This is a genomic window from Sediminicoccus sp. BL-A-41-H5, assembly GCF_050632405.1.
Lineage (GTDB): Bacteria > Pseudomonadota > Alphaproteobacteria > Acetobacterales > Acetobacteraceae > Roseococcus.
On sequence record NZ_CP192601.1, the window covers coordinates 4,315,751 to 4,338,012 of the forward strand.

Annotated in this window: 7 protein-coding genes; 6 read left to right on the forward strand and 1 reads right to left on the reverse strand. The window is 61.8% G+C overall.

All coding sequences use genetic code 11. From position 1 onward, the window contains the following. The first annotated feature begins 18 nt into the window (after positions 1-18). From ACQ860_RS21210 to ACQ860_RS21235, 6 genes are all read left to right on the forward strand, one after another. Positions 19-13,500: an Ig-like domain-containing protein gene (locus ACQ860_RS21210; RefSeq protein WP_431305308.1), complete on the forward strand. Its 13,482-nt coding sequence runs from the start codon at positions 19-21 to the stop codon at positions 13,498-13,500. Positions 13,501-13,510: 10 nt separating this feature from the next. Further along, positions 13,511-13,834: a hypothetical protein gene (locus ACQ860_RS21215; RefSeq protein WP_431305309.1), complete on the forward strand. Its 324-nt coding sequence runs from the start codon at positions 13,511-13,513 to the stop codon at positions 13,832-13,834. A 10-nt stretch (positions 13,835-13,844) separates the two neighbouring features. After that, positions 13,845-14,168 carry a hypothetical protein gene (locus ACQ860_RS21220; protein WP_431305310.1) on the forward strand — a complete coding sequence of 108 codons (324 nt, stop codon included), beginning with the start codon at positions 13,845-13,847 and terminating at the stop codon, positions 14,166-14,168. A 10-nt stretch (positions 14,169-14,178) separates the two neighbouring features. After that, positions 14,179-14,835, forward strand: coding sequence for a hypothetical protein (locus tag ACQ860_RS21225; RefSeq protein WP_431305311.1), 657 nt, complete (start codon positions 14,179-14,181; stop codon positions 14,833-14,835). 10 nt (positions 14,836-14,845) lie between these two features. Next, entirely contained in the window at positions 14,846-20,803 is a 5,958-nt protein-coding gene (locus ACQ860_RS21230; RefSeq protein WP_431305312.1) for a beta strand repeat-containing protein, read from the forward strand. Positions 20,804-21,011: 208 nt separating this feature from the next. Then, a protein-coding gene (locus tag ACQ860_RS21235) for an IS630 family transposase (protein ID WP_431305313.1) occupies positions 21,012-22,039 on the forward strand; the annotation gives its coding sequence in 2 pieces (ribosomal slippage) (positions 21,012-21,455 and positions 21,458-22,039; 1,026 coding nt in all). Between the two features lie 11 nt (positions 22,040-22,050). Here the strand turns inward: ACQ860_RS21235 and ACQ860_RS21240 are convergent. After that, positions 22,051-22,233: a hypothetical protein gene (locus ACQ860_RS21240; RefSeq protein WP_431305314.1), complete on the reverse strand. Its 183-nt coding sequence runs from the start codon at positions 22,231-22,233 to the stop codon at positions 22,051-22,053. Positions 22,234-22,262: the final 29 nt, after the last annotated feature.

Below are 22,262 nucleotides of genomic sequence, written 5' to 3' on the forward strand. Positions count from 1 at the left end.
GACATAAGGCTGCTCTATATGGCTCTCGTTCGTCCCCCGCGCATTTTGTCCGTCCAGGATGGTGTCGGCGCGCAAAGAGGTTTCCTGGCGAACGGTGCGACGACGGACGATGCCACCCTGAGCTTGGTGGGTGAGGCAGTCCCAGGCGGGGTGGTGACGATATTCGACGGGGTGGTGGTGCTGGGCACTGCCACAGCCAACGCGTCAGGGGCCTGGTCGTTCAACACGCCCGCGCTGGTGTTGGGGGCTCATTCGCTTTCCGCGACGGTATCTATCCCCGCGGGTGTAAGCGCCAACAGCGATCCTTTCATGGCGACGGTCGCGAGCAGCGTGGTCTTGCCAGGGGCGCCGACAATCGCGTCCGTGCGCGACAATGTCGTTGGTGGGAAGTTTGGTGTTCTCGCCTCGGGCGATGTGACCAATGATGGAACCCTCTCCATCACCGGGTCCGCGGCAGCGAACGCCACGGTGCGGATTTTTGACGGCGGTGTTCTGATTGGTACGACGGCGGCGAACGCTCAGGGAAATTGGTCCTGGACGTCTCCCTTGCTCGCCGATGGCGTTCATCTCATCTCGGCCGCCGTCGTCAACAATGGGCTCCCGAGTCTTCTCAGCAACTCGTTTCGTCTTACGGTCGATACGGCGGCCACGGCTGGCACGCTCTCCCTGGCGGGGTTCTCGGATACCGGCGCGAGTGCGGCAGATTTCGTCAGCACTGATAATGTCTTCTCCCTGTCATTGGCCGGCCAGGAGGCTGGTGCCACGGTGGTTTGGCAGCGGTCGGCCAATGGTGGCGCAACGTGGACCAATACGACGGCCGCGCAGTCTCTGACGGCTGACGGTACCTATTTGTACCGCGCGCGAGTGACGGATGGTGCTGGAAACGTGGCAACATCGAATGTTGTCACCATGACGTTGGATCGGGTCGCCGCGCCCGCTACCCAGGTTACGCTGGCAAGTGACACCGGCGCGTCGTCTACGGATCGGATCACCAACATTGCTCAGGTGAATGTTGGTGGCCTGCAGCAGGGCGCTACCTGGCAGTACAGCACCAATGCCGGTTCGACCTGGACGACGGGTTCGGGTTCATCCTTCGCGCTGCCGGAGGGGACCTATGCCGCCGGCAGGGTTTTGGTCCGGCAAACGGATCTGGCTGGCAATACGAGCGTCACAACGGCGCTGGCCGGCGTCACTGTCGTCGACCTGACTGGGCCGGCATCCGGCGTTCTGTCGCTCTCGGGCTACACGGACACGGGGGCTTCGGCATCTGACTTTGTGTCGAGCGACAATACATTTTCTCTGGCCCTCGCTGGCCAGGAGGCCGGCGCGACCATCGTTTGGCAGCGTTCGACGGATGGTGGCGTAAATTGGTCGACCACGACCCAGGCGCAGTCGGCGATTGCGGCCGGGAGCTACCAGTTCCGCGCATTGGTGAGTGATGCGGCCGGCAACGTCACCACCACCAATGTCATCAGCATGACTGTGACTGCGAGTGCGCCCGCATCTGGCGTTTTGTCGCTCTCGAATTTCACGGATTCCGGAACCTCGAGCAGCGATTTCCTGTCCAACGACAGCACCTTTACCCTGTCCCTGGCGGGTCAGGAGGCTGGCGCGACCGTCGTCTGGCAGCGTTCGACGGATGGTGGCGCGAACTGGTCGACGACGACGGCGCAACAGTCGAACATCGCTGACGGGAGCTACCAGTTCCGCGCGGTGGTGACGGATGGCGCCGGCAATTCTTCGACGAGCAATGTTGTCAGCGCGACCATCGACACGGCCGCTCCTGCGGCTGGCGTTTTGTCGCTCTCGGGTTTCACGGATTCCGGCACCTCCAGCAGCGATTTCCTGTCCAACGACAGCACCTTCACCCTGTCCCTGGCGGGTCAGGAGGCTGGCGCGACCGTCGTCTGGCAGCGTTCGACGGATGGTGGTGCAAATTGGTCGACGACCACGGCGCAACAGTCGAGCATCGCTGACGGGAGCTACCAGTTCCGCGCGGTGGTGACCGATGCCGCCGGCAATTCTTCGACGAGCAATGTTGTCAGCACGACCATCGATGCCACTGTGGCCAAGCCGACGGTGGCCCTGGCGAATGATACCGGCGTCGCGGGGGACAACATCACGACGGACGGTTCGGTCAATGTCGGGAGTCTCGAAGCGCTCGCAACCTGGCAGTACAGCCTCGATAGCGGAAACAACTGGACTTCGGGTTCGGGGACCAGTTTCTCGGTCCCTGTGGGGACTTATGCCGCCGGTGCCGTGCTTGTGCGGCAGACGGATGCCGCCGGTAATGTGAGTGCCAATGCGGCATTCCTGAACCAAATTCAGATCGTCCCGCCTGTTACGTTCACTTTTGCGGAAGCGGCAGGTACCGTTACTTTCGGCGGAACGGCGACGGGCGCCATCACCGTAACGATCGCCGCTGATGGTTCGGCCACCTTCGCGCGTCAGGGTGTCAATGCGACCGGCACCGTGGCCGGTGTTGGTGGGAAGCTGATTGACGTTGCGGCAGGGACTGCCTTCGTCGTTGATTTGCAGGGAACGGGCACGGCCGAGACCTTCACCCTCAACGCGCCGAAGGCCGCGGAGCTGGTGCTGCAGGGCAGCCTGGGCGCCGGCGTCGACAGTTTCGTGATCGTCGTGAACGACGTTTCGGCAAATACCGCCGATACGCGGACCTTGAAGGTCGTCACCAGTGCCATGACCAGCACGGCTGACCGTCTGGTATTCGACTTTGCCGACACGCTCGATCTGGTTGTCTTGAGCAGCGGGAGTGTCATCTCTTCCGCGTTCAATACGCTTGAGATCAAGCGCGGGACCGTTGACACAACCCAAGCCAGTTTGCCGACCGGTTTGGCGTTGGAGATCAATTCCTCCGTCGTTCTCTCGGTTTCCCAGATTTCGAATGTGTCGTCCGTTCAGAGCGCGACGGGGCTGGGTTCCGTCTCGGTCAGCATTGGTTCCGACGCTGAGCTGTCCGCCTTCCTCTCTTTCCTGGCGACGCAGCCGGCCGATTTCTTCCTGGGCTCTGAGGTCAGCTTTACCGGTTCGAACGGCTATACGCCCAGTGGGAGCCAGCTTCAGCAGCTGAACGCCGCTGTCGAGGCGGCATCGACCCCGGTCTTCACGCTGAGCGAAGCCGCCGGCGTGGTCACACTTGGCGGCAATGCCACAGGTGACATTTCCATCAGCATCAATTCCTCGGGGGCTGCCACCTTCGTTCGCGAAGGGGTTTCCGCAAGCGGGAGCGTAGCAAGCTTCGGCACGAAGCGCCTCGATGTTGACCCTGCATCCGTGCTGTCCGTGGCGGTTCAGGGTACGACCGGCGATGATGTGTTCACGATCAATGCGCCCAATGCTGGCGCGATTTCGTTCTCAGGCGCCCTGGGTACGGGCAGTGATGAGCTGGCCGTCCGGGTGCGGGACACCGTGGCCGGCTACAACGTCCGTAACCTCAAGGTCGACACATCCGCTGTGACGGGCGGCGAGATCATCAGCTTCATCTTTGATTCGACCGCAGCCAATACCGTCAATCCCTTTGACAATGACGCGGTGAAGCTCACCAGCGACAGCGTCATCTCCAACAGCTTCACGACCATCAAGGTGCGCACCGGCTCGCTCGATGCGTCCTTGGCGACCATCCCCGCCGGCATCGCCTTCGATGTCCAATCGACGGTCGTGCTGAGCTACAGCCAGTTCATTGCCTCCAACTCGTTCCTCAGCATTAACGACACCGGCTCGCTTCTGATCAATCTGACGGCCGCGGAGCTGACCAGCCTGACGAGCTTCCTCGCCACGGCGCCGGCCAGCTTCACGCTGATCGGCATGACGGTGGGCCTCAGTGTCGGTGGGACGATCTACCAGGTCGAGGGCGGGCAGATTTCTCAGCTCGTCATCAATGGCGGCAACATCTCCTATGTGCCGGTGACCAACGCTGACGCGAATTTTGCGGCGCTGCAGGGCGCTTTTGCGGGCATTGCGGGTGTCTCTTATCCGGGTATCCCGGGCCTGCAGGCCGAGATTGATGCTCTGCAGACGCAGGTCGCGACGAATGGCACCGACATTGCCGCGCTGGCCGGTCGTGCGACGACGCTGGAGACGGCGGTCACGCTGCTCAACAACACGGCCTCTGTGACCGGCTCGGTCAAGGAGCAGGTGCTGACGGCCAAGACGGCTGTGGAGGGTCTGATCACCGCCCTTGCGACGCGCCTGGACGCTGATATTGCGGATCTGCAGGCGGATGTTGCGTCGAACACGACTGATATTGCTGCGCTGACCGGTCGCGTGACGACGCTGGAGACGGCGGTCACGCGTCTCGACGGCCTTGCCACTGTGCCTGGTTCTGTGAAGGAGCAGGTGCTGACGGCCAAGACGGCTGTGGAAGGTCTGATCACCGCCCTTGCGACGCGCCTGGACGCTGATATTGCGGACCTGCAGGCGGATGTTGCGTCGAACACGACTGATATTGCTGCGCTGACCGGTCGCGTGACGACGCTGGAGACGGCGGTCACGCGTCTCGACGGCCTTGCCACTGTGCCTGGTTCTGTGAAGGAGCAGGTGCTGACGGCCAAGACGGCTGTGGAAGGTCTGATCACCGCCCTTGCGACGCGCCTGGACGCTGATATTGCGGACCTGCAGGCGGATGTTGCGTCGAACACGACTGATATTGCTGCGCTGACCGGTCGCGTGACGACGCTGGAGACGGCGGTCACGCGTCTCGACGGCCTTGCCACTGTGCCTGGTTCTGTGAAGGAGCAGGTGCTGACGGCCAAGACGGCTGTGGAAGGTCTGATCACCGCCCTTGCGACGCGCCTGGACGCTGATATTGCGGACCTGCAGGCGGATGTTGCGTCGAACACGACTGATATTGCTGCGCTGACCGGTCGCGTGACGACGCTGGAGACGGCGGTCACGCGTCTCGACGGCCTTGCCACTGTGCCTGGTTCTGTGAAGGAGCAGGTGCTGACGGCCAAGACGGCTGTGGAGGGTCTGATCACCGCCCTTGCGACGCGCCTGGACGCTGATATTGCGGATCTGCAGGCGGATGTTGCGTCGAACACGACTGATATTGCTGCGCTGACCGGTCGCGTGACGACGCTGGAGACGGCGGTCACGCGTCTCGACGGCCTTGCCACTGTGCCTGGTTCTGTGAAGGAGCAGGTGCTGACGGCCAAGACGGCTGTGGAGGGTCTGATCACCGCCCTTGCGACGCGCCTGGACGCTGATATTGCGGACCTGCAGGCGGATGTTGCGTCGAACACGACTGATATTGCTGCGCTGACCGGTCGCGTGACGACGCTGGAGACGGCGGTCACGCGTCTCGACGGCCTTGCCACTGTGCCTGGTTCTGTGAAGGAGCAGGTGCTGACGGCCAAGACGGCTGTGGAAGGTCTGATCACCGCCCTTGCGACGCGTCTGGACGCTGATATTGCGGACCTGCAGGCGGATGTTGCGTCGAACACGACTGATATTGCTGCGCTGACCGGTCGTGTGACGACGCTGGAGACGGCTGTCACGCGTCTCGACGGCCTTGCCACTGTGCCTGGTTCTGTGAAGGAGCAGGTGCTGACGGCCAAGACGGCTGTGGAGGGTCTGATCACCGCCCTTGCGACGCGCCTGGACGCTGATATTGCGGATCTGCAGGCGGATGTTGCGTCGAACACGACTGATATTGCTGCGCTGACCGGTCGCGTGACGACGCTGGAGACGGCGGTCACGCGTCTCGACGGCCTTGCCACTGTGCCTGGTTCTGTGAAGGAGCAGGTGCTGACGGCCAAGACGGCTGTGGAAGGTCTGATCACCGCCCTTGCGACGCGCCTGGACGCTGATATTGCGGACCTGCAGGCGGATGTTGCGTCGAACACGACTGATATTGCTGCGCTGACCGGTCGCGTGACGACGCTGGAGACGGCGGTCACGCGTCTCGACGGCCTTGCCACTGTGCCTGGTTCTGTGAAGGAGCAGGTGCTGACGGCCAAGACGGCTGTGGAAGGTCTGATCACCGCCCTTGCGACGCGTCTGGACGCTGATATTGCGGACCTGCAGGCGGATGTTGCGTCGAACACGACTGATATTGCTGCGCTGACCGGTCGTGTGACGACGCTGGAGACGGCTGTCACGCGTCTCGACGGCCTTGCCACTGTGCCTGGTTCTGTGAAGGAGCAGGTGCTGACGGCCAAGACGGCTGTGGAGGGTCTGATCACCGCCCTTGCGACGCGCCTGGACGCTGATATTGCGGACCTGCAGGCGGATGTTGCGTCGAACACGACTGATATTGCTGCGCTGACCGGTCGCGTGACGACGCTGGAGACGGCGGTCACGCGTCTCGACGGCCTTGCCACTGTGCCTGGTTCTGTGAAGGAGCAGGTGCTGACGGCCAAGACGGCTGTGGAAGGTCTGATCACCGCCCTTGCGACGCGCCTGGACGCTGATATTGCGGACCTGCAGGCGGATGTTGCGTCGAACACGACTGATATTGCTGCGCTGACCGGTCGCGTGACGACGCTGGAGACGGCGGTCACGCGTCTCGACGGCCTTGCCACTGTGCCTGGTTCTGTGAAGGAGCAGGTGCTGACGGCCAAGACGGCTGTGGAAGGTCTGATCACCGCCCTTGCGACGCGCCTGGACGCTGATATTGCGGACCTGCAGGCGGATGTTGCGTCGAACACGACTGATATTGCTGCGCTGACCGGTCGCGTGACGACGCTGGAGACGGCGGTCACGCGTCTCGACGGCCTTGCCACTGTGCCTGGTTCTGTGAAGGAGCAGGTGCTGACGGCCAAGACGGCTGTGGAGGGTCTGATCACCGCCCTTGCGACGCGCCTGGACGCTGATATTGCGGACCTGCAGGCGGATGTTGCGTCGAACACGACTGATATTGCTGCGCTGACCGGTCGCGTGACGACGCTGGAGACGGCGGTCACGCGTCTCGACGGCCTTGCCACTGTGCCTGGTTCTGTGAAGGAGCAGGTGCTGACGGCCAAGACGGCTTTGGAAGGTCTGATCACCGCCCTTGCGACGCGCCTGGACGCTGATATTGCGGACCTGCAGGCGGATGTTGCGTCGAACACGACTGATATTGCTGCGCTGACCGGTCGCGTGACGACGCTGGAGACGGCGGTCACGCGTCTCGACGGCCTTGCCACTGTGCCTGGTTCTGTGAAGGAGCAGGTGCTGACGGCCAAGACGGCTGTGGAAGGTCTGATCACCGCCCTTGCGACGCGCCTGGACGCTGATATTGCGGACCTGCAGGCGGATGTTGCGTCGAACACGACTGATATTGCTGCGCTGACCGGTCGCGTGACGACGCTGGAGACGGCGGTCACGCGTCTCGACGGCCTTGCCACTGTGCCTGGTTCTGTGAAGGAGCAGGTGCTGACGGCCAAGACGGCTGTGGAAGGTCTGATCACCGCCCTTGCGACGCGCCTGGACGCTGATATTGCGGACCTGCAGGCGGATGTTGCGTCGAACACGACTGATATTGCTGCGCTGACCGGTCGCGTGACGACGCTGGAGACGGCGGTCACGCGTCTCGACGGCCTTGCCACTGTGCCTGGTTCTGTGAAGGAGCAGGTGCTGACGGCCAAGACGGCTGTGGAAGGTCTGATCACCGCCCTTGCGACGCGCCTGGACGCTGATATTGCGGACCTGCAGGCGGATGTTGCGTCGAACACGACTGATATTGCTGCGCTGACCGGTCGCGTGACGACGCTGGAGACGGCGGTCACGCGTCTCGACGGCCTTGCCACTGTGCCTGGTTCTGTGAAGGAGCAGGTGCTGACGGCCAAGACGGCTGTGGAAGGTCTGATCACCGCCCTTGCGACGCGCCTGGACGCTGATATTGCGGACCTGCAGGCGGATGTTGCGTCGAACACGACTGATATTGCTGCGCTGACCGGTCGCGTGACGACGCTGGAGACGGCGGTCACGCGTCTCGACGGCCTTGCCACTGTGCCTGGTTCTGTGAAGGAGCAGGTGCTGACGGCCAAGACGGCTGTGGAAGGTCTGATCACCGCCCTTGCGACGCGTCTGGACGCTGATATTGCGGACCTGCAGGCGGATGTTGCGTCGAACACGACTGATATTGCTGCGCTGACCGGTCGTGTGACGACGCTGGAGACGGCTGTCACGCGTCTCGACGGCCTTGCCACTGTGCCTGGTTCTGTGAAGGAGCAGGTGCTGACGGCCAAGACGGCTGTGGAGGGTCTGATCACCGCCCTTGCGACGCGCCTGGACGCTGATATTGCGGACCTGCAGGCGGATGTTGCGTCGAACACGACTGATATTGCTGCGCTGACCGGTCGCGTGACGACGCTGGAGACGGCGGTCACGCGTCTCGACGGCCTTGCCACTGTGCCTGGTTCTGTGAAGGAGCAGGTGCTGACGGCCAAGACGGCTGTGGAAGGTCTGATCACCGCCCTTGCGACGCGCCTGGACGCTGATCTCAAAGCCGTCTCTCTGACTCCGACACTCTCGATCGTCGGCACTGATCTTATCGACAGCGTCCTCGAGACCCATGAGGGCGACTTGGTCGTGCGCGTTAGCTTGCCGTCTGTGGTGGCGACGACCGATGTGGTTCAATTGTTCCTGGGTGGCCAGCCGTTCGGTACCCCCAAGACAAACACGCTCGATGGCACCGAAGTCGGGAATGGCTATGTTGATTTCACGGTAACCAGGGCTGATCTCGGCGTAGATGGTCTTAAAGCACTCACCGCCAAAATTGTGTCCGGTGCAGTCACCAGCAACGCAAGCCCTGGACTGTTCTTTACTCTTCATCCAGCAGATATCAACGGGCCGGATGCGCCCGTGCTGGATCCAGTGGCCTCGAACAATCTGATCAATAAGGTTGAGCATGATGGCACAACCTGGTTGACAGGCACGGCTGAGGCTAACGCGCGAGTCACCATTCGCTTCTTGGATGAAAATGCAAGCAGCGCCGTGGTTTCGACGCGTTCCGTCAGGGCTGACGAGTTCGGCAATTGGTCTCTGCCGTATTCTTCCGTCACTTTGCCGGCCGATGGCACCTACACAATCAGCGTTACGGCAACCGACGCCGCCGGCTTGACCAGCGCGGCCACCACCCAAACCGGTGTGGTCATCGACAGCGTGGTGCCGACCGCCCCCGGCATCAACATCGTGGCCAACGACGACATTGTTGATGTTCTTGAGAACGTCTCTGGTTTCACGATCGCTGGGACCGGTGAGAACGGTGCGACGATCACGCTCTCGCTCTCGAGCGGCCGCACGCTGACGGCGGGCAACACCACCACGGTCACTGGCGGCGTTTGGTCCTTCGCCGTTGCCAGCCGTGAGGCAGGCACGTTCTTCAAGAACGGCGACGAGCTCATCACCGTGACGCAGACGGATGCAGCAGGCAACATCAGCGCAGAAACGAAACGATTGATCGAGGTGGTCAACACCTTGGTGGCCGGGGGTGACCTTCGTGCACTGTCCGTGTCTGATTTGTCGGGTCTCACCAGGCTCGATTTGAACGCCGATGCCATTTTGCCCAGCAGCACCGCATTCTTGCCGCTAGCGATTGATGCCAGGGGTTACCGCCTGACCGCGGCAGACACAGGCGTTACTCTTGCCGCAGTCACCCTGGCGAATGTCGGCGCTCTCACAGTCAATACCGGCGTCACACTGGCGATGACGGCCAATCAGGCCACCAGTTTCAACAATGCTGGCGGTATTACGTTGAACGGTACTGGCTCTGTTGCCGTCTCGGCTTCGGGCAACCTTATGTCGCAGAATCTCGATAAGGTATCGCTCACGCTGACAGGGGCAACCACCTTGCCAGACGAGACGGCTGAGCAGCCCGATTCGATCAATGCTCAATCGCACCAAATCACGGTTGCAGGTCCGGTCAGCTTGGTTGGCGTGAACCTGACAAACCTCGGGACGATCACGATCAGTACCGGCGCAACCTTGACCGCCACAGCCGCCCAGCTGACGGGGCAAACGGTTACGGGCAGTGGCGCGGTTTCTGTGACCTCGCTTCAGGCAGATACTAACCTCAGCAACGTGAACCCTGCAGGAGGGGTAACGGCGTCGGTGACCGCGAACATCGACGTCACTGCGAACGTCAACCTGAGCAACGTCGACACGTACACCGTTGGCGGTGGGTTCACCCTGACTGCGAACGCTGCGCAGGTCACGGGACGAGTGGTGGAAGGCCTCGGCGCTGTTTCGGTCAAGGCGCTGGAAGCCAATACGAATTTGGCCAACGTGAACCCCTCGGGAGGGGTAACGGCGTGGGTGTCCACGAGCATCGACATCACTGCGAACAACAACCTGAGCAACGTCGATACGTACACAGTTGACGGTGGGTTCACCCTGACTGCGAACGCTGCGCAGGTCACGGGACGAACGGTGGACGGCCTCGGCGCTATTTCCGTCAAGGCGCTGGAAGCCAATACGAATTTGGCCAACGTGAACCCGGATACGGGCGTCACTGCTACGGTCAGCAGTGATATCAACGTCACTGGTAACGCCAATCTCGGCAACGTCGATACATATGAGGTGGATTCCGCCCGCACACTGACTATCACGGCGGCTCAGATCACGGGCAAAGACGCTACGGGTGCGGGCACGGTGGCGGTGAGGGAACTGCATGCCACGCTTAATGCGGATTTGGCGTCGATTGACACGGGCGGGCTGACCGCTACGGCCCAGTTGACGAACCAGACTGTCAACTTCACGGGGAATCTCGGGAAGGCGCAGGTCTTTATTCTTGGCACTGCGGGCGGCGCGCTGGACATCTTTAACATCGATGCCGCCAACTTGGGCACAGCGACGTTCACTGTGACTGCGAACGCTGTGCTGCAGGGCACCGCGGCGAAGCTTACGGGTAAGGTCGCGACGGGCGCCGGCACGGTGGCAGTGACGGATCTGCATGCCACGCTTGGTGCTGATCTGAGCGGTTTGGACGCCACGACGACGACGGCAGCCTTTAACGGGAACGGCACGTTCATCGGCACGCTGGATGGTGCGGTGGTCACCGTGGGTGATGGATTCACGATGACCGCGGCCGCCAGCAGGGTGGCGAGCGAGACGATCAACAAAATCGCTACCGGTAAGCTGGCCGTCACCATCGGCGCGGGCGATGCGACAGCCAACGTGAGCAGCATCGCAGGCAATGCGCTGGATAGCGTCACGGTCACGGACAACGTGACCTTTACTGGCACGCTTGACGATGCGGTGGCCACCACGGTGGACACCGGCCTGACGCTGACGGCGGCAGCCTCTGTGCTGACAGGCAAGACGGTCAATGGGCCTGGTAGCGTGACGGTGACCGCGCTGGGCGCCACCACCGACCTGTCCGGCGTGACGGTGAGCGGTGGCGTGTCGATCGACTTGGCTGCAACATCCCTGACGATGGGGGCGGGCAAGATCGGTGCGACCGGCTTGACCGTCATTAGTACCGGCGGTGCGGCAACATTGGATTTGACGGGCACTGGCGGCGACATGGACGCAACCGCCCTGACCGCTGAGGCTGCCGTAACCTTGGTGGTGGCTGCCCAGCAGGTTGGCGGTAAGACGCTCACGACGACGGGCGTGACTGGCGCGAACAAGTTCGTGATTGAGCTGGAGACCGCGGACAACATCAGCGCGGGTGCGTTGAATGTGTTGGTGCCAGCTCGGTATGACCTGAGCATCGCGGATAGTGCGTCCGTGTCGATGAGTGTGGCGCAGCACAATGGGGCGGGTGTCATCACGGCCGGCGGACCTGGTGAAACCGTTGTGTTCGTGGATTCCGGGAGTGTTACCGGCAATACGTCGATTGAGACTTACGTTCTGGCTGATGGCAACCAGACGTTCACGCTGGGTGCTGCTGGTCAGAACGTGACGACGAGTGGCGGCACGGTGACGATCGACAGCAACGATTTTGCATCCCTGACGGGAGCGATCGACGGCACGGCTGGCACGGTGACGCTGCAAGTCACGGCTGACAGCAGCGTGGCGAACGCGACGCTGACCGATGTTGTGATTGATCTTGATAGCGGCGTTGACCTGACGCTGACCTATGTGCAGCACGCTCTGCTGGGCACGGGCACGAATACCAACATCGTGACCCTGAGCGGCACGGTGCAGGACCTGACCGGCAATACGTCGATTGAGAGCTACGTTCTGGCGTCTGGCACGCAGACGTTCACGCTGGGTACTGCTGCTCAGAACGTGACGACGAGTGGCGGCACGGTGACGATCGACAGCAACGATTTTGCATCCCTGACGGGAGCGATCGACGGCACGGCTGGCACGGTGACGCTGCAAGTCACGGCTGACAGCAGCGTGGCGAACGCGACGCTGACCGATGTTGTGATTGATCTTGATAGCGGCGTTGACCTGACGCTGACCTATGTGCAGCACGCTCTGCTGGGCACGGGCACGAATACCAACATCGTGACCCTGAGCGGCACGGTGCAGGACCTGACCGGCAATACGTCGATTGAGAGCTACGTTCTGGCGTCTGGCACGCAGACGTTCACGCTGGGTACTGCTGCTCAGAACGTGACGACGAGTGGCGGCACGGTGACGATCGACAGCAACGATTTTGCATCCCTGACGGGAGCGATCGACGGCACGGCTGGCACGGTGACGCTGCAAGTCACGGCTGACAGCAGCGTGGCGAACGCGACGCTGACCGATGTTGTGATTGATCTTGATAGCGGCGTTGACCTGACGCTGACCTATGTGCAGCACGCTCTGCTGGGCACGGGCACGAATACCAACATCGTGACCCTGAGCGGCACGGTGCAGGACCTGACCGGCAATACGTCGATTGAGAGCTACGTTCTGGCGTCTGGCACGCAGACGTTCACGCTGGGTACTGCTGCTCAGAACGTGACGACGAGTGGCGGCACGGTGACGATCGACAGCAACGATTTTGCATCCCTGACGGGAGCGATCGACGGCACGGCTGGCACGGTGACGCTGCAAGTCACGGCTGACAGCAGCGTGGCGAACGCGACGCTGACCGATGTTGTGATTGATCTTGATAGCGGCGTTGACCTGACGCTGACCTATGTGCAGCACGCTCTGCTGGGCACGGGCACGGATACCAACATCGTGACCCTGAGCGGCACGGTGCAGAACCTGACCGGCAATACGTCGATTGAGAGCTACGTTCTGGCGTCTGGCACGCAGACGTTCACGCTGGGTAATGCTGCCCAGAACGTGACGACGAGTGGCGGCACGGTGACGATCGACAGCAACGATTTTGCATCCCTGACGGGAGCGATCGACGGCACGGCTGGCACGGTGACGCTGCTGGTCACGGCTGACAGCAGCGTGGCGAACGCGACGCTGACCGATGTTGTGATTGATCTTGATAGCGGCGTGGACCTGACGCTGACCTATGTGCAGCACGCTCTGCTGGGCACGGGCACGAATACCAACATCGTGACCCTGAGCGGCACGGCGCAGAACCTGACCGGCAATACGTCGATTGAGAGCTACGTTCTGGCGTCTGGCACGCAGACGTTCACGCTGGGTACATGATGCCCAGAACGTGACGACGAGTGGCGGCACGGTGACGATCGACAGCAACGATTTTGCATCCCTGACGGGAGCGATCGACGGCACGGCTGGCACGGTGACGCTGCTGGTCACGGCTGACAGCAGCGTGGCGAGCGCGACGCTGACCGATGTTGTGATTGATCTTGAGAGCGGCGTGGACCTGACGCTGACCTATGTGCAGCACGCTCTGCTGGGCACGGGCACGGGTACCAACGTCGTGACCCTGAGCGGCACGGCGCAGAACCTGACCGGCAATACGTCGATTGAGAGCTACGTTCTGGCGTCTGGCACGCAGACGTTCACGCTGGGTACATGATGCCCAGAACGTGACGACGAGTGGCGGCACGGTGACGATCGACAGCAACGATCTTGCATCCCTGACGGGAGCGATCGACGGCACGGCTGGCACGGTGACGCTGCTGGTCACGGCTGACAGCAGCGTGGCGAGCGCGACGCTGACCGATGTTGTGATTGATCTTGAGAGCGGCGTGGACCTGACGCTGACCTATGTGCAGCACGCTCTGCTGGGCACGGGCACGGATACCAACATCGTGACCCTGAGCGGCACGGCGCAGAACCTGACCGGCAATACGTCGATTGAGAGCTACGTTCTGGCGTCTGGCACGCAGACGTTCACGCTGGGTACATGATGCCCAGAACGTGACGACGAGTGGCGGCACGGTGACGATCGACAGCAACGATCTTGCATCCCTGACGGGAGCGATCGACGGCACGGCTGGCACGGTGACGCTGCTGGTCACGGCTGACAGCAGCGTGGCGAGCGCGACGCTGACCGATGTTGTGATTGATCTTGAGAGCGGCGTGGACCTGACGCTGACCTATGGGCAGCACGCTCTGCTGGGCACGGGCACGGGTACCAACGTCGTGACCCTGAGCGGCACGGCGCAGAACCTGACCGGCAATACGTCGATTGAGAGCTACGTTCTGGCGTCTGGCACGCAGACGTTCACGCTGGGTCATGATGCCCAGAACGTGACGACGAGTGGCGGCACGGTGACGATCGACAGCAACGATCTTGCATCCCTGACGGGAGCGATCGACGGCACGGCTGGCACGGTGACGCTGCTGGTCACGGCTGACAGCAGCGTGGCGAGCGCGACGCTGACCGATGTTGTGATTGATCTTGAGAGCGGCGTGGACCTGACGCTGACCTATGTGCAGCACGCTCTGCTGGGCACGGGCACGGGTACCAACGTCGTGACCCTGAGCGGCACGGCGCAGAACCTGACCGGCAATACGTCGATTGAGAGCTACGTTCTGGCGTCTGGCACGCAGACGTTCACGCTGGGTACATGATGCCCAGAACGTGACGACGAGTGGCGGCACGGTGACGATCGACAGCAACGATTTTGCATCCCTGACGGGAGCGATCGACGGCACGGCTGGCACGGTGACGCTGCTGGTCACGGCTGACAGCAGCGTGGCGAACGCGACGCTGACCGATGTTGTGATTGATCTTGATAGCGGCGTTGACCTGACGCTGACCTATGTGCAGCACGCTCTGCTGGGCACGGGCACGAATACCAACATCGTGACCCTGAGCGGCACGGTGCAGGACCTGACCGGCAATACGTCGATTGAGAGCTACGTTCTGGCGTCTGGCACGCAGACGTTCACGCTGGGTACTGCTGCTCAGAACGTGACGACGAGTGGCGGCACGGTGACGATCGACAGCAACGATTTTGCATCCCTGACGGGAGCGATCGACGGCACGGCTGGCACGGTGACGCTGCAAGTCACGGCTGACAGCAGCGTGGCGAACGCGACGCTGACCGATGTTGTGATTGATCTTGATAGCGGCGTTGACCTGACGCTGACCTATGTGCAGCACGCTCTGCTGGGCACGGGCACGAATACCAACATCGTGACCCTGAGCGGCACGGTGCAGGACCTGACCGGCAATACGTCGATTGAGAGCTACGTTCTGGCGTCTGGCACGCAGACGTTCACGCTGGGTACTGCTGCTCAGAACGTGACGACGAGTGGCGGCACGGTGACGATCGACAGCAACGATTTTGCATCCCTGACGGGAGCGATCGACGGCACGGCTGGCACGGTGACGCTGCAAGTCACGGCTGACAGCAGCGTGGCGAACGCGACGCTGACCGATGTTGTGATTGATCTTGATAGCGGCGTTGACCTGACGCTGACCTATGTGCAGCACGCTCTGCTGGGCACGGGCACGGATACCAACATCGTGACCCTGAGCGGCACGGTGCAGGACCTGACCGGCAATACGTCGATTGAGAGCTACGTTCTGGCGTCTGGCACGCAGACGTTCACGCTGGGTACTGCTGCTCAGAACGTGACGACGAGTGGCGGCACGGTGACGATCGACAGCAACGATTTTGCATCCCTGACGGGAGCGATCGACGGCACGGCTGGCACGGTGACGCTGCAAGTCACGGCTGACAGCAGCGTGGCGAACGCGACGCTGACCGATGTTGTGATTGATCTTGATAGCGGCGTTGACCTGACGCTGACCTATGTGCAGCACGCTCTGCTGGGCACGGGCACGAATACCAACATCGTGACCCTGAGCGGCACGGTGCAGGACCTGACCGGCAATACGTCGATTGAGAGCTACGTTCTGGCGTCTGGCACGCAGACGTTCACGCTGGGTACTGCTGCTCAGAACGTGACGACGAGTGGCGGCACGGTGACGATCGACAGCAACGATTTTGCATCCCTGACGGGAGCGATCGACGGCACGGCTGGCACGGTGACGCTGCAAGTCACGGCTGACAGCAGCGTGGCGAACGCGACGCTGACCGATGTTGTGATTGATCTTGATAGCGGCGTTGACCTGACGCTGACCTATGTGCAGCACGCTCTGCTGGGCACGGGCACGAATACCAACATCGTGACCCTGAGCGGCACGGTGCAGGACCTGACCGGCAATACGTCGATTGAGAGCTACGTTCTGGCGTCTGGCACGCAGACGTTCACGCTGGGTACTGCTGCTCAGAACGTGACGACGAGTGGCGGCACGGTGACGATCGACAGCAACGATTTTGCATCCCTGACGGGAGCGATCGACGGCACGGCTGGCACGGTGACGCTGCAAGTCACGGCTGACAGCAGCGTGGCGAACGCGACGCTGACCGATGTTGTGATTGATCTTGATAGCGGCGTTGACCTGACGCTGACCTATGTGCAGCACGCTCTGCTGGGCACGGGCACGAATACCAACATCGTGACCCTGAGCGGCACGGTGCAGGACCTGACCGGCAATACGTCGATTGAGAGCTACGTTCTGGCGTCTGGCACGCAGACGTTCACGCTGGGTACTGCTGCTCAGAACGTGACGACGAGTGGCGGCACGGTGACGATCGACAGCAACGATTTTGCATCCCTGACGGGAGCGATCGACGGCACGGCTGGCACGGTGACGCTGCAAGTCACGGCTGACAGCAGCGTGGCGAACGCGACGCTGACCGATGTTGTGATTGATCTTGATAGCGGCGTTGACCTGACGCTGACCTATGTGCAGCACGCTCTGCTGGGCACGGGCACGGATACCAACATCGTGACCCTGAGCGGCACGGTGCAGGACCTGACCGGCAATACGTCGATTGAGAGCTACGTTCTGGCGTCTGGCACGCAGACGTTCACGCTGGGTACTGCTGCTCAGAACGTGACGACGAGTGGCGGCACGGTGACGATCGACAGCAACGATTTTGCATCCCTGACGGGAGCGATCGACGGCACGGCTGGCACGGTGACGCTGCAAGTCACGGCTGACAGCAGCGTGGCGAACGCGACGCTGACCGATGTTGTGATTGATCTTGATAGCGGCGTTGACCTGACGCTGACCTATGTGCAGCACGCTCTGCTGGGCACGGGCACGAATACCAACATCGTGACCCTGAGCGGCACGGTGCAGGACCTGACCGGCAATACGTCGATTGAGAGCTACGTTCTGGCGTCTGGCACGCAGACGTTCACGCTGGGTACTGCTGCTCAGAACGTGACGACGAGTGGCGGCACGGTGACGATCGACAGCAACGATTTTGCATCCCTGACGGGAGCGATCGACGGCACGGCTGGCACGGTGACGCTGCAAGTCACGGCTGACAGCAGCGTGGCGAACGCGACGCTGACCGATGTTGTGATTGATCTTGATAGCGGCGTTGACCTGACGCTGACCTATGTGCAGCACGCTCTGCTGGGCACGGGCACGAATACCAACATCGTGACCCTGAGCGGCACGGTGCAGGACCTGACCGGCAATACGTCGATTGAGAGCTACGTTCTGGCGTCTGGCACGCAGACGTTCACGCTGGGTACTGCTGCTCAGAACGTGACGACGAGTGGCGGCACGGTGACGATCGACAGCAACGATTTTGCATCCCTGACGGGAGCGATCGACGGCACGGCTGGCACGGTGACGCTGCAAGTCACGGCTGACAGCAGCGTGGCGAACGCGACGCTGACCGATGTTGTGATTGATCTTGATAGCGGCGTTGACCTGACGCTGACCTATGTGCAGCACGCTCTGCTGGGCACGGGCACGAATACCAACATCGTGACCCTGAGCGGCACGGTGCAGGACCTGACCGGCAATACGTCGATTGAGAGCTACGTTCTGGCGTCTGGCACGCAGACGTTCACGCTGGGTACTGCTGCTCAGAACGTGACGACGAGTGGCGGCACGGTGACGATCGACAGCAACGATTTTGCATCCCTGACGGGAGCGATCGACGGCACGGCTGGCACGGTGACGCTGCAAGTCACGGCTGACAGCAGCGTGGCGAACGCGACGCTGACCGATGTTGTGATTGATCTTGATAGCGGCGTTGACCTGACGCTGACCTATGTGCAGCACGCTCTGCTGGGCACGGGCACGGATACCAACATCGTGACCCTGAGCGGCACGGTGCAGGACCTGACCGGCAATACGTCGATTGAGAGCTACGTTCTGGCGTCTGGCACGCAGACGTTCACGCTGGGTACTGCTGCTCAGAACGTGACCGGCGGCTCCGGCAATGACACTATCAACTCCAGCACCTTCACCGCCCTTACCGGCACCCTCAACGGCGGCAGCGGGACCGACATATTCTTGGCTGCGGATACGGTGAGTATCACTGGTTTGTCTGGTTTCTCCGGTTTCGAGACCATTCGGGTGGCGGATAACGAGGTGCTGACGGCCAATGCCGCGCAGGTCTCCGGGAAGTCGGTGGAATACGTCGGCTCGCTAGCGAACCGCGGTACGTTGAACATCGCTGCGACCACCTTCGGCCCATCGACGTCGACCGATCTGTCAGGTGTCACCACGTTGCTGACGTTCAATGGCACGGCCGCTGCTAGTCTGACGCTTGGGGCCGGCGCGGTTCTGCGGCTTACGGCGGCTCAGGCCACGGTGATCGGTAGCATCTCTGGCGATCCCTCTAGCAGGGTTGAGGTCACCTCGCTGTCCGCCACAGATACAAGCGACTTCTCGCATATTGACGTTCCGCTTACGATCGTTCTCGGGACTGGTTCGAACGTGGACTTCAATGGCACCTTCGATACCACGCAGCCCTTGACCGTGACGGGGGCGGCCGAACTCGACATCGTGGGGGCCCTCACGAACAAGCCTGCCTCCATTACCCTGGCAAGCGATGCCGCGGTGCGTTTGTCTGCTGACCAGGCCAGTGGCCTGAGCATCACCGGCACCGGTTCGGCGGTCATCACGAACATCCACGCCACCTTGGGCGCTGACCTGGATGGCATTGTCCCGAGCGCGGGCGTGACGGTGGCACTGTCGGCTAATGCGACGCTGACCAACGCCGCGACGATCGGCAACGAAAGCCTCGCAGTGACGGGTGCCTTCACGCTGAATCTGACCGCTGTGACCATCCCCAACTTTGGGCTGGGCACCAACACGCTGTCGATCGCGGGGGAATCCACGGTTGTGGTAACCAAGGAACAAATCACCCGTGTGGGCGGTACCGGCTGGGCCAGCATCGAAGGGCCGGGTACGCTGTCACTGTCCAATACGACACTGCAAGTGGCAGACTTGTTGTCGCTTGACTTGGCAACGAATGCCATCGTCAATGCTACGGCGTTGACGACGCTGTCCGGTACGGCGGCCCAGTTCCAGTCGCTGATCGCGGCGGAAACACCGACCACTATCGTATTGCCGGACAATATCAACGTGACGGTCACAGGCACTGCAACGGTTGCGCAGATGACTGCGATCGATGCCCTGAATGGCACGGGTACACTGACCTACAGCTTGAGCGATACGGCAGCGAACCTGGTTCCAGCCAACGTTGCTTCGACCTACCTCAACGGCGCCACCCAAATCACCGTTACGGGTGTTGCGAACGTGCAGCAGGCAGAGATCATCGAGGCGGCGACACCGACATCGGCCAACACATTTTATAGCATCACTGATACTGCGGCCGCTGTAGTCGGCACCACCGACGTCGTCCGGGATGGTGCGATCAACATCGTCATCACGGGTACGGCGAACGTTGCACAGGCACTGACGATCTATAACGCCACGAATACTGGGCTGACGACCTACCATGTGGCGGATCAAGATGGGACGCTGCAATCGGCCGCGACGACCGTTGGGTTGGTGGCGGCCCTGCAGGGGGCGGCAAGCGTCACGGTCAATGCAGCAACAGCATCTACTGCGATCAACATGTCTGGCTTCAGTGGTGCTAATGAGGTCGATCTGATCATCAATGGCAACGCTTTGGCTAACAATATTTCTGGCGGCTCTGGCGACGATGTCATCAACTCTTTCGGTGGGAATGATGTTATTTCGGGAGGGCAGGGTGCCGACCGTATTTCATCGGGAAGTGGAAACGATACAATCATCGTGAACACGACGCTTGCGCTGAATAATTCCGATATCGTCTTGGATTTCTCGACGACAGACAGCGTTATTTTCAATTTCGGTGGCACCGGTGAACTCGATCAGCAAGATTTGCGCGGTAATGGTACTGATTATCAGGTGCTGGCCGCCGGAGGTGCTTTGGGTGCTAATACTGGTATAGCCGTCATAAGCTCGTCGCAGGGGGCCATCGACGTTGCTACCGCTTTGGGGCTTGCAGATGGTCTGGTGGGATTGGCGGCTGGCGATCAGTTTTACCTCGTGTTCGACAATGGCACCAACTCGGCTTTGTTTAGGGTGGCGGACACTGACAGCAATGCTGCAAACGGTGTTGACGAGGCGGAGTTGTTGGTGACCTTCGCGAATGTTTCCGACGCGGATTTGATCTTGGCGCCCGCGCGCTTCGGGGACTTTGGGCTTATGTTTATTCCATGAGTTAGGTTGAAAGGCATCTTAGGGCTGCGGTGGGTAGAGGATGTCTTTGCCCACCGCTGATTGGAGCGCCCCCCAATCCGACGGGACATGTGCTATACTCATAAACGCGGAAAGGAAGTGATACCCGGCGCGTGAAGTTCTGACTCTTGTTTTGCTCCGACGCGGCGAGGCGTGATTGATCGCTGAGCATGGCTGCGCGGAGCGGGACATGGCTGGGCTGTGGATCAGGGACGATATGGCGCCGCAGGATTTGCGGCGCCTGTTGGCGATCGCCGGGGCACTGGACGGGCTGAGCCGCGAGGCGGCGGCTCGGCTGGCCGGGATGGACCGTCAGACGCTGCGGGACTGGGTGATCCGCAACAATCGGGCTGGCCCCGCTGCGCGGTCGGACCATTGGGGATCCGGCCGCCCCTGCCGCCTGACGGAGGGTCAGCAGGCATCGCTCAAGGCCATCGTGCTGGCGGGGCCGGATCCGGAAGTGGAGGGCGTCTCCACCTGGCTGCTGATCGATCTGTCCCGGATCGTGCGGGAGAGGTTTGGCGTCAGCTACGCCGAAACTGGGATGGCGCGGTTGATGCGCAGCCTGGACCTGTCCTGGCAGACGCCACGGCCGCGGCACGCCGAGACCGATCCTGCGGCGCAGGAGCGCTTCGAAAAAAGGGCTTTCCGGCCGCCTTCGCCCAGATCATCGCCGAGTACCCGCACGCCGAGCGCTTCGAGGTCTGGTTCCCGGATGAGGCCCGAGTAGGCCAGAAGGGCCGCATGGTGCGCCGCTGGTATCAACGCGGCATGCGGCCACGAATGGTGAATGACCAGCGCTACCGCTCCGCCTACATCTTTGGCGCGGTCTGTCCCGCGCGTGATACCGGCGCGGCCGTGGTCATCACCCATGTGTCGGTCGGGGCCATGAACCTCCTGCTGGAGGAGGTCGCAGCCCAACTGCCGCCCGGTACCCACGCGGTGATGCTGATCGACAATGCGGGTTGGCACACGTCCGGCGATATCCGCGTGCCGCCGAACATCAGCCTGCTGAACCTGCCGCCCTACAGCCCCGAGCTGAATGCAATCGAGCGGGTCTGGCAGTACCTGAGAGACCGCTATCTCCCGGGACGCCTGTTCGAGGGCACCCGCGCCATCATCGACGCCTGCTGCGAAGCCTGGAACCGCCTACTCGAAGAGGAGGGACGCGTCCGATCACTGACCGATCTCGATTGGATCGCAGGCAACAAACCATAGTGCGGTTGGTATCAGTTGGCCACTGCGCCTGGTGGGATGCCCGGGGGCACCCAACCGGCGCTGTTCATCGTCGCGCATGACCCAGTGACCCAGGCGATGATCTCGCGGTCTTGGATGTGCATGGAAGACGCAACGCGCAGCGGCTTGCCATTCATGCCAAAGATCCCGAAGCCGTTCGAGCCGAAGACGCTCATGCGCTTGAGTCACGGCTGGCCCAGGCCAA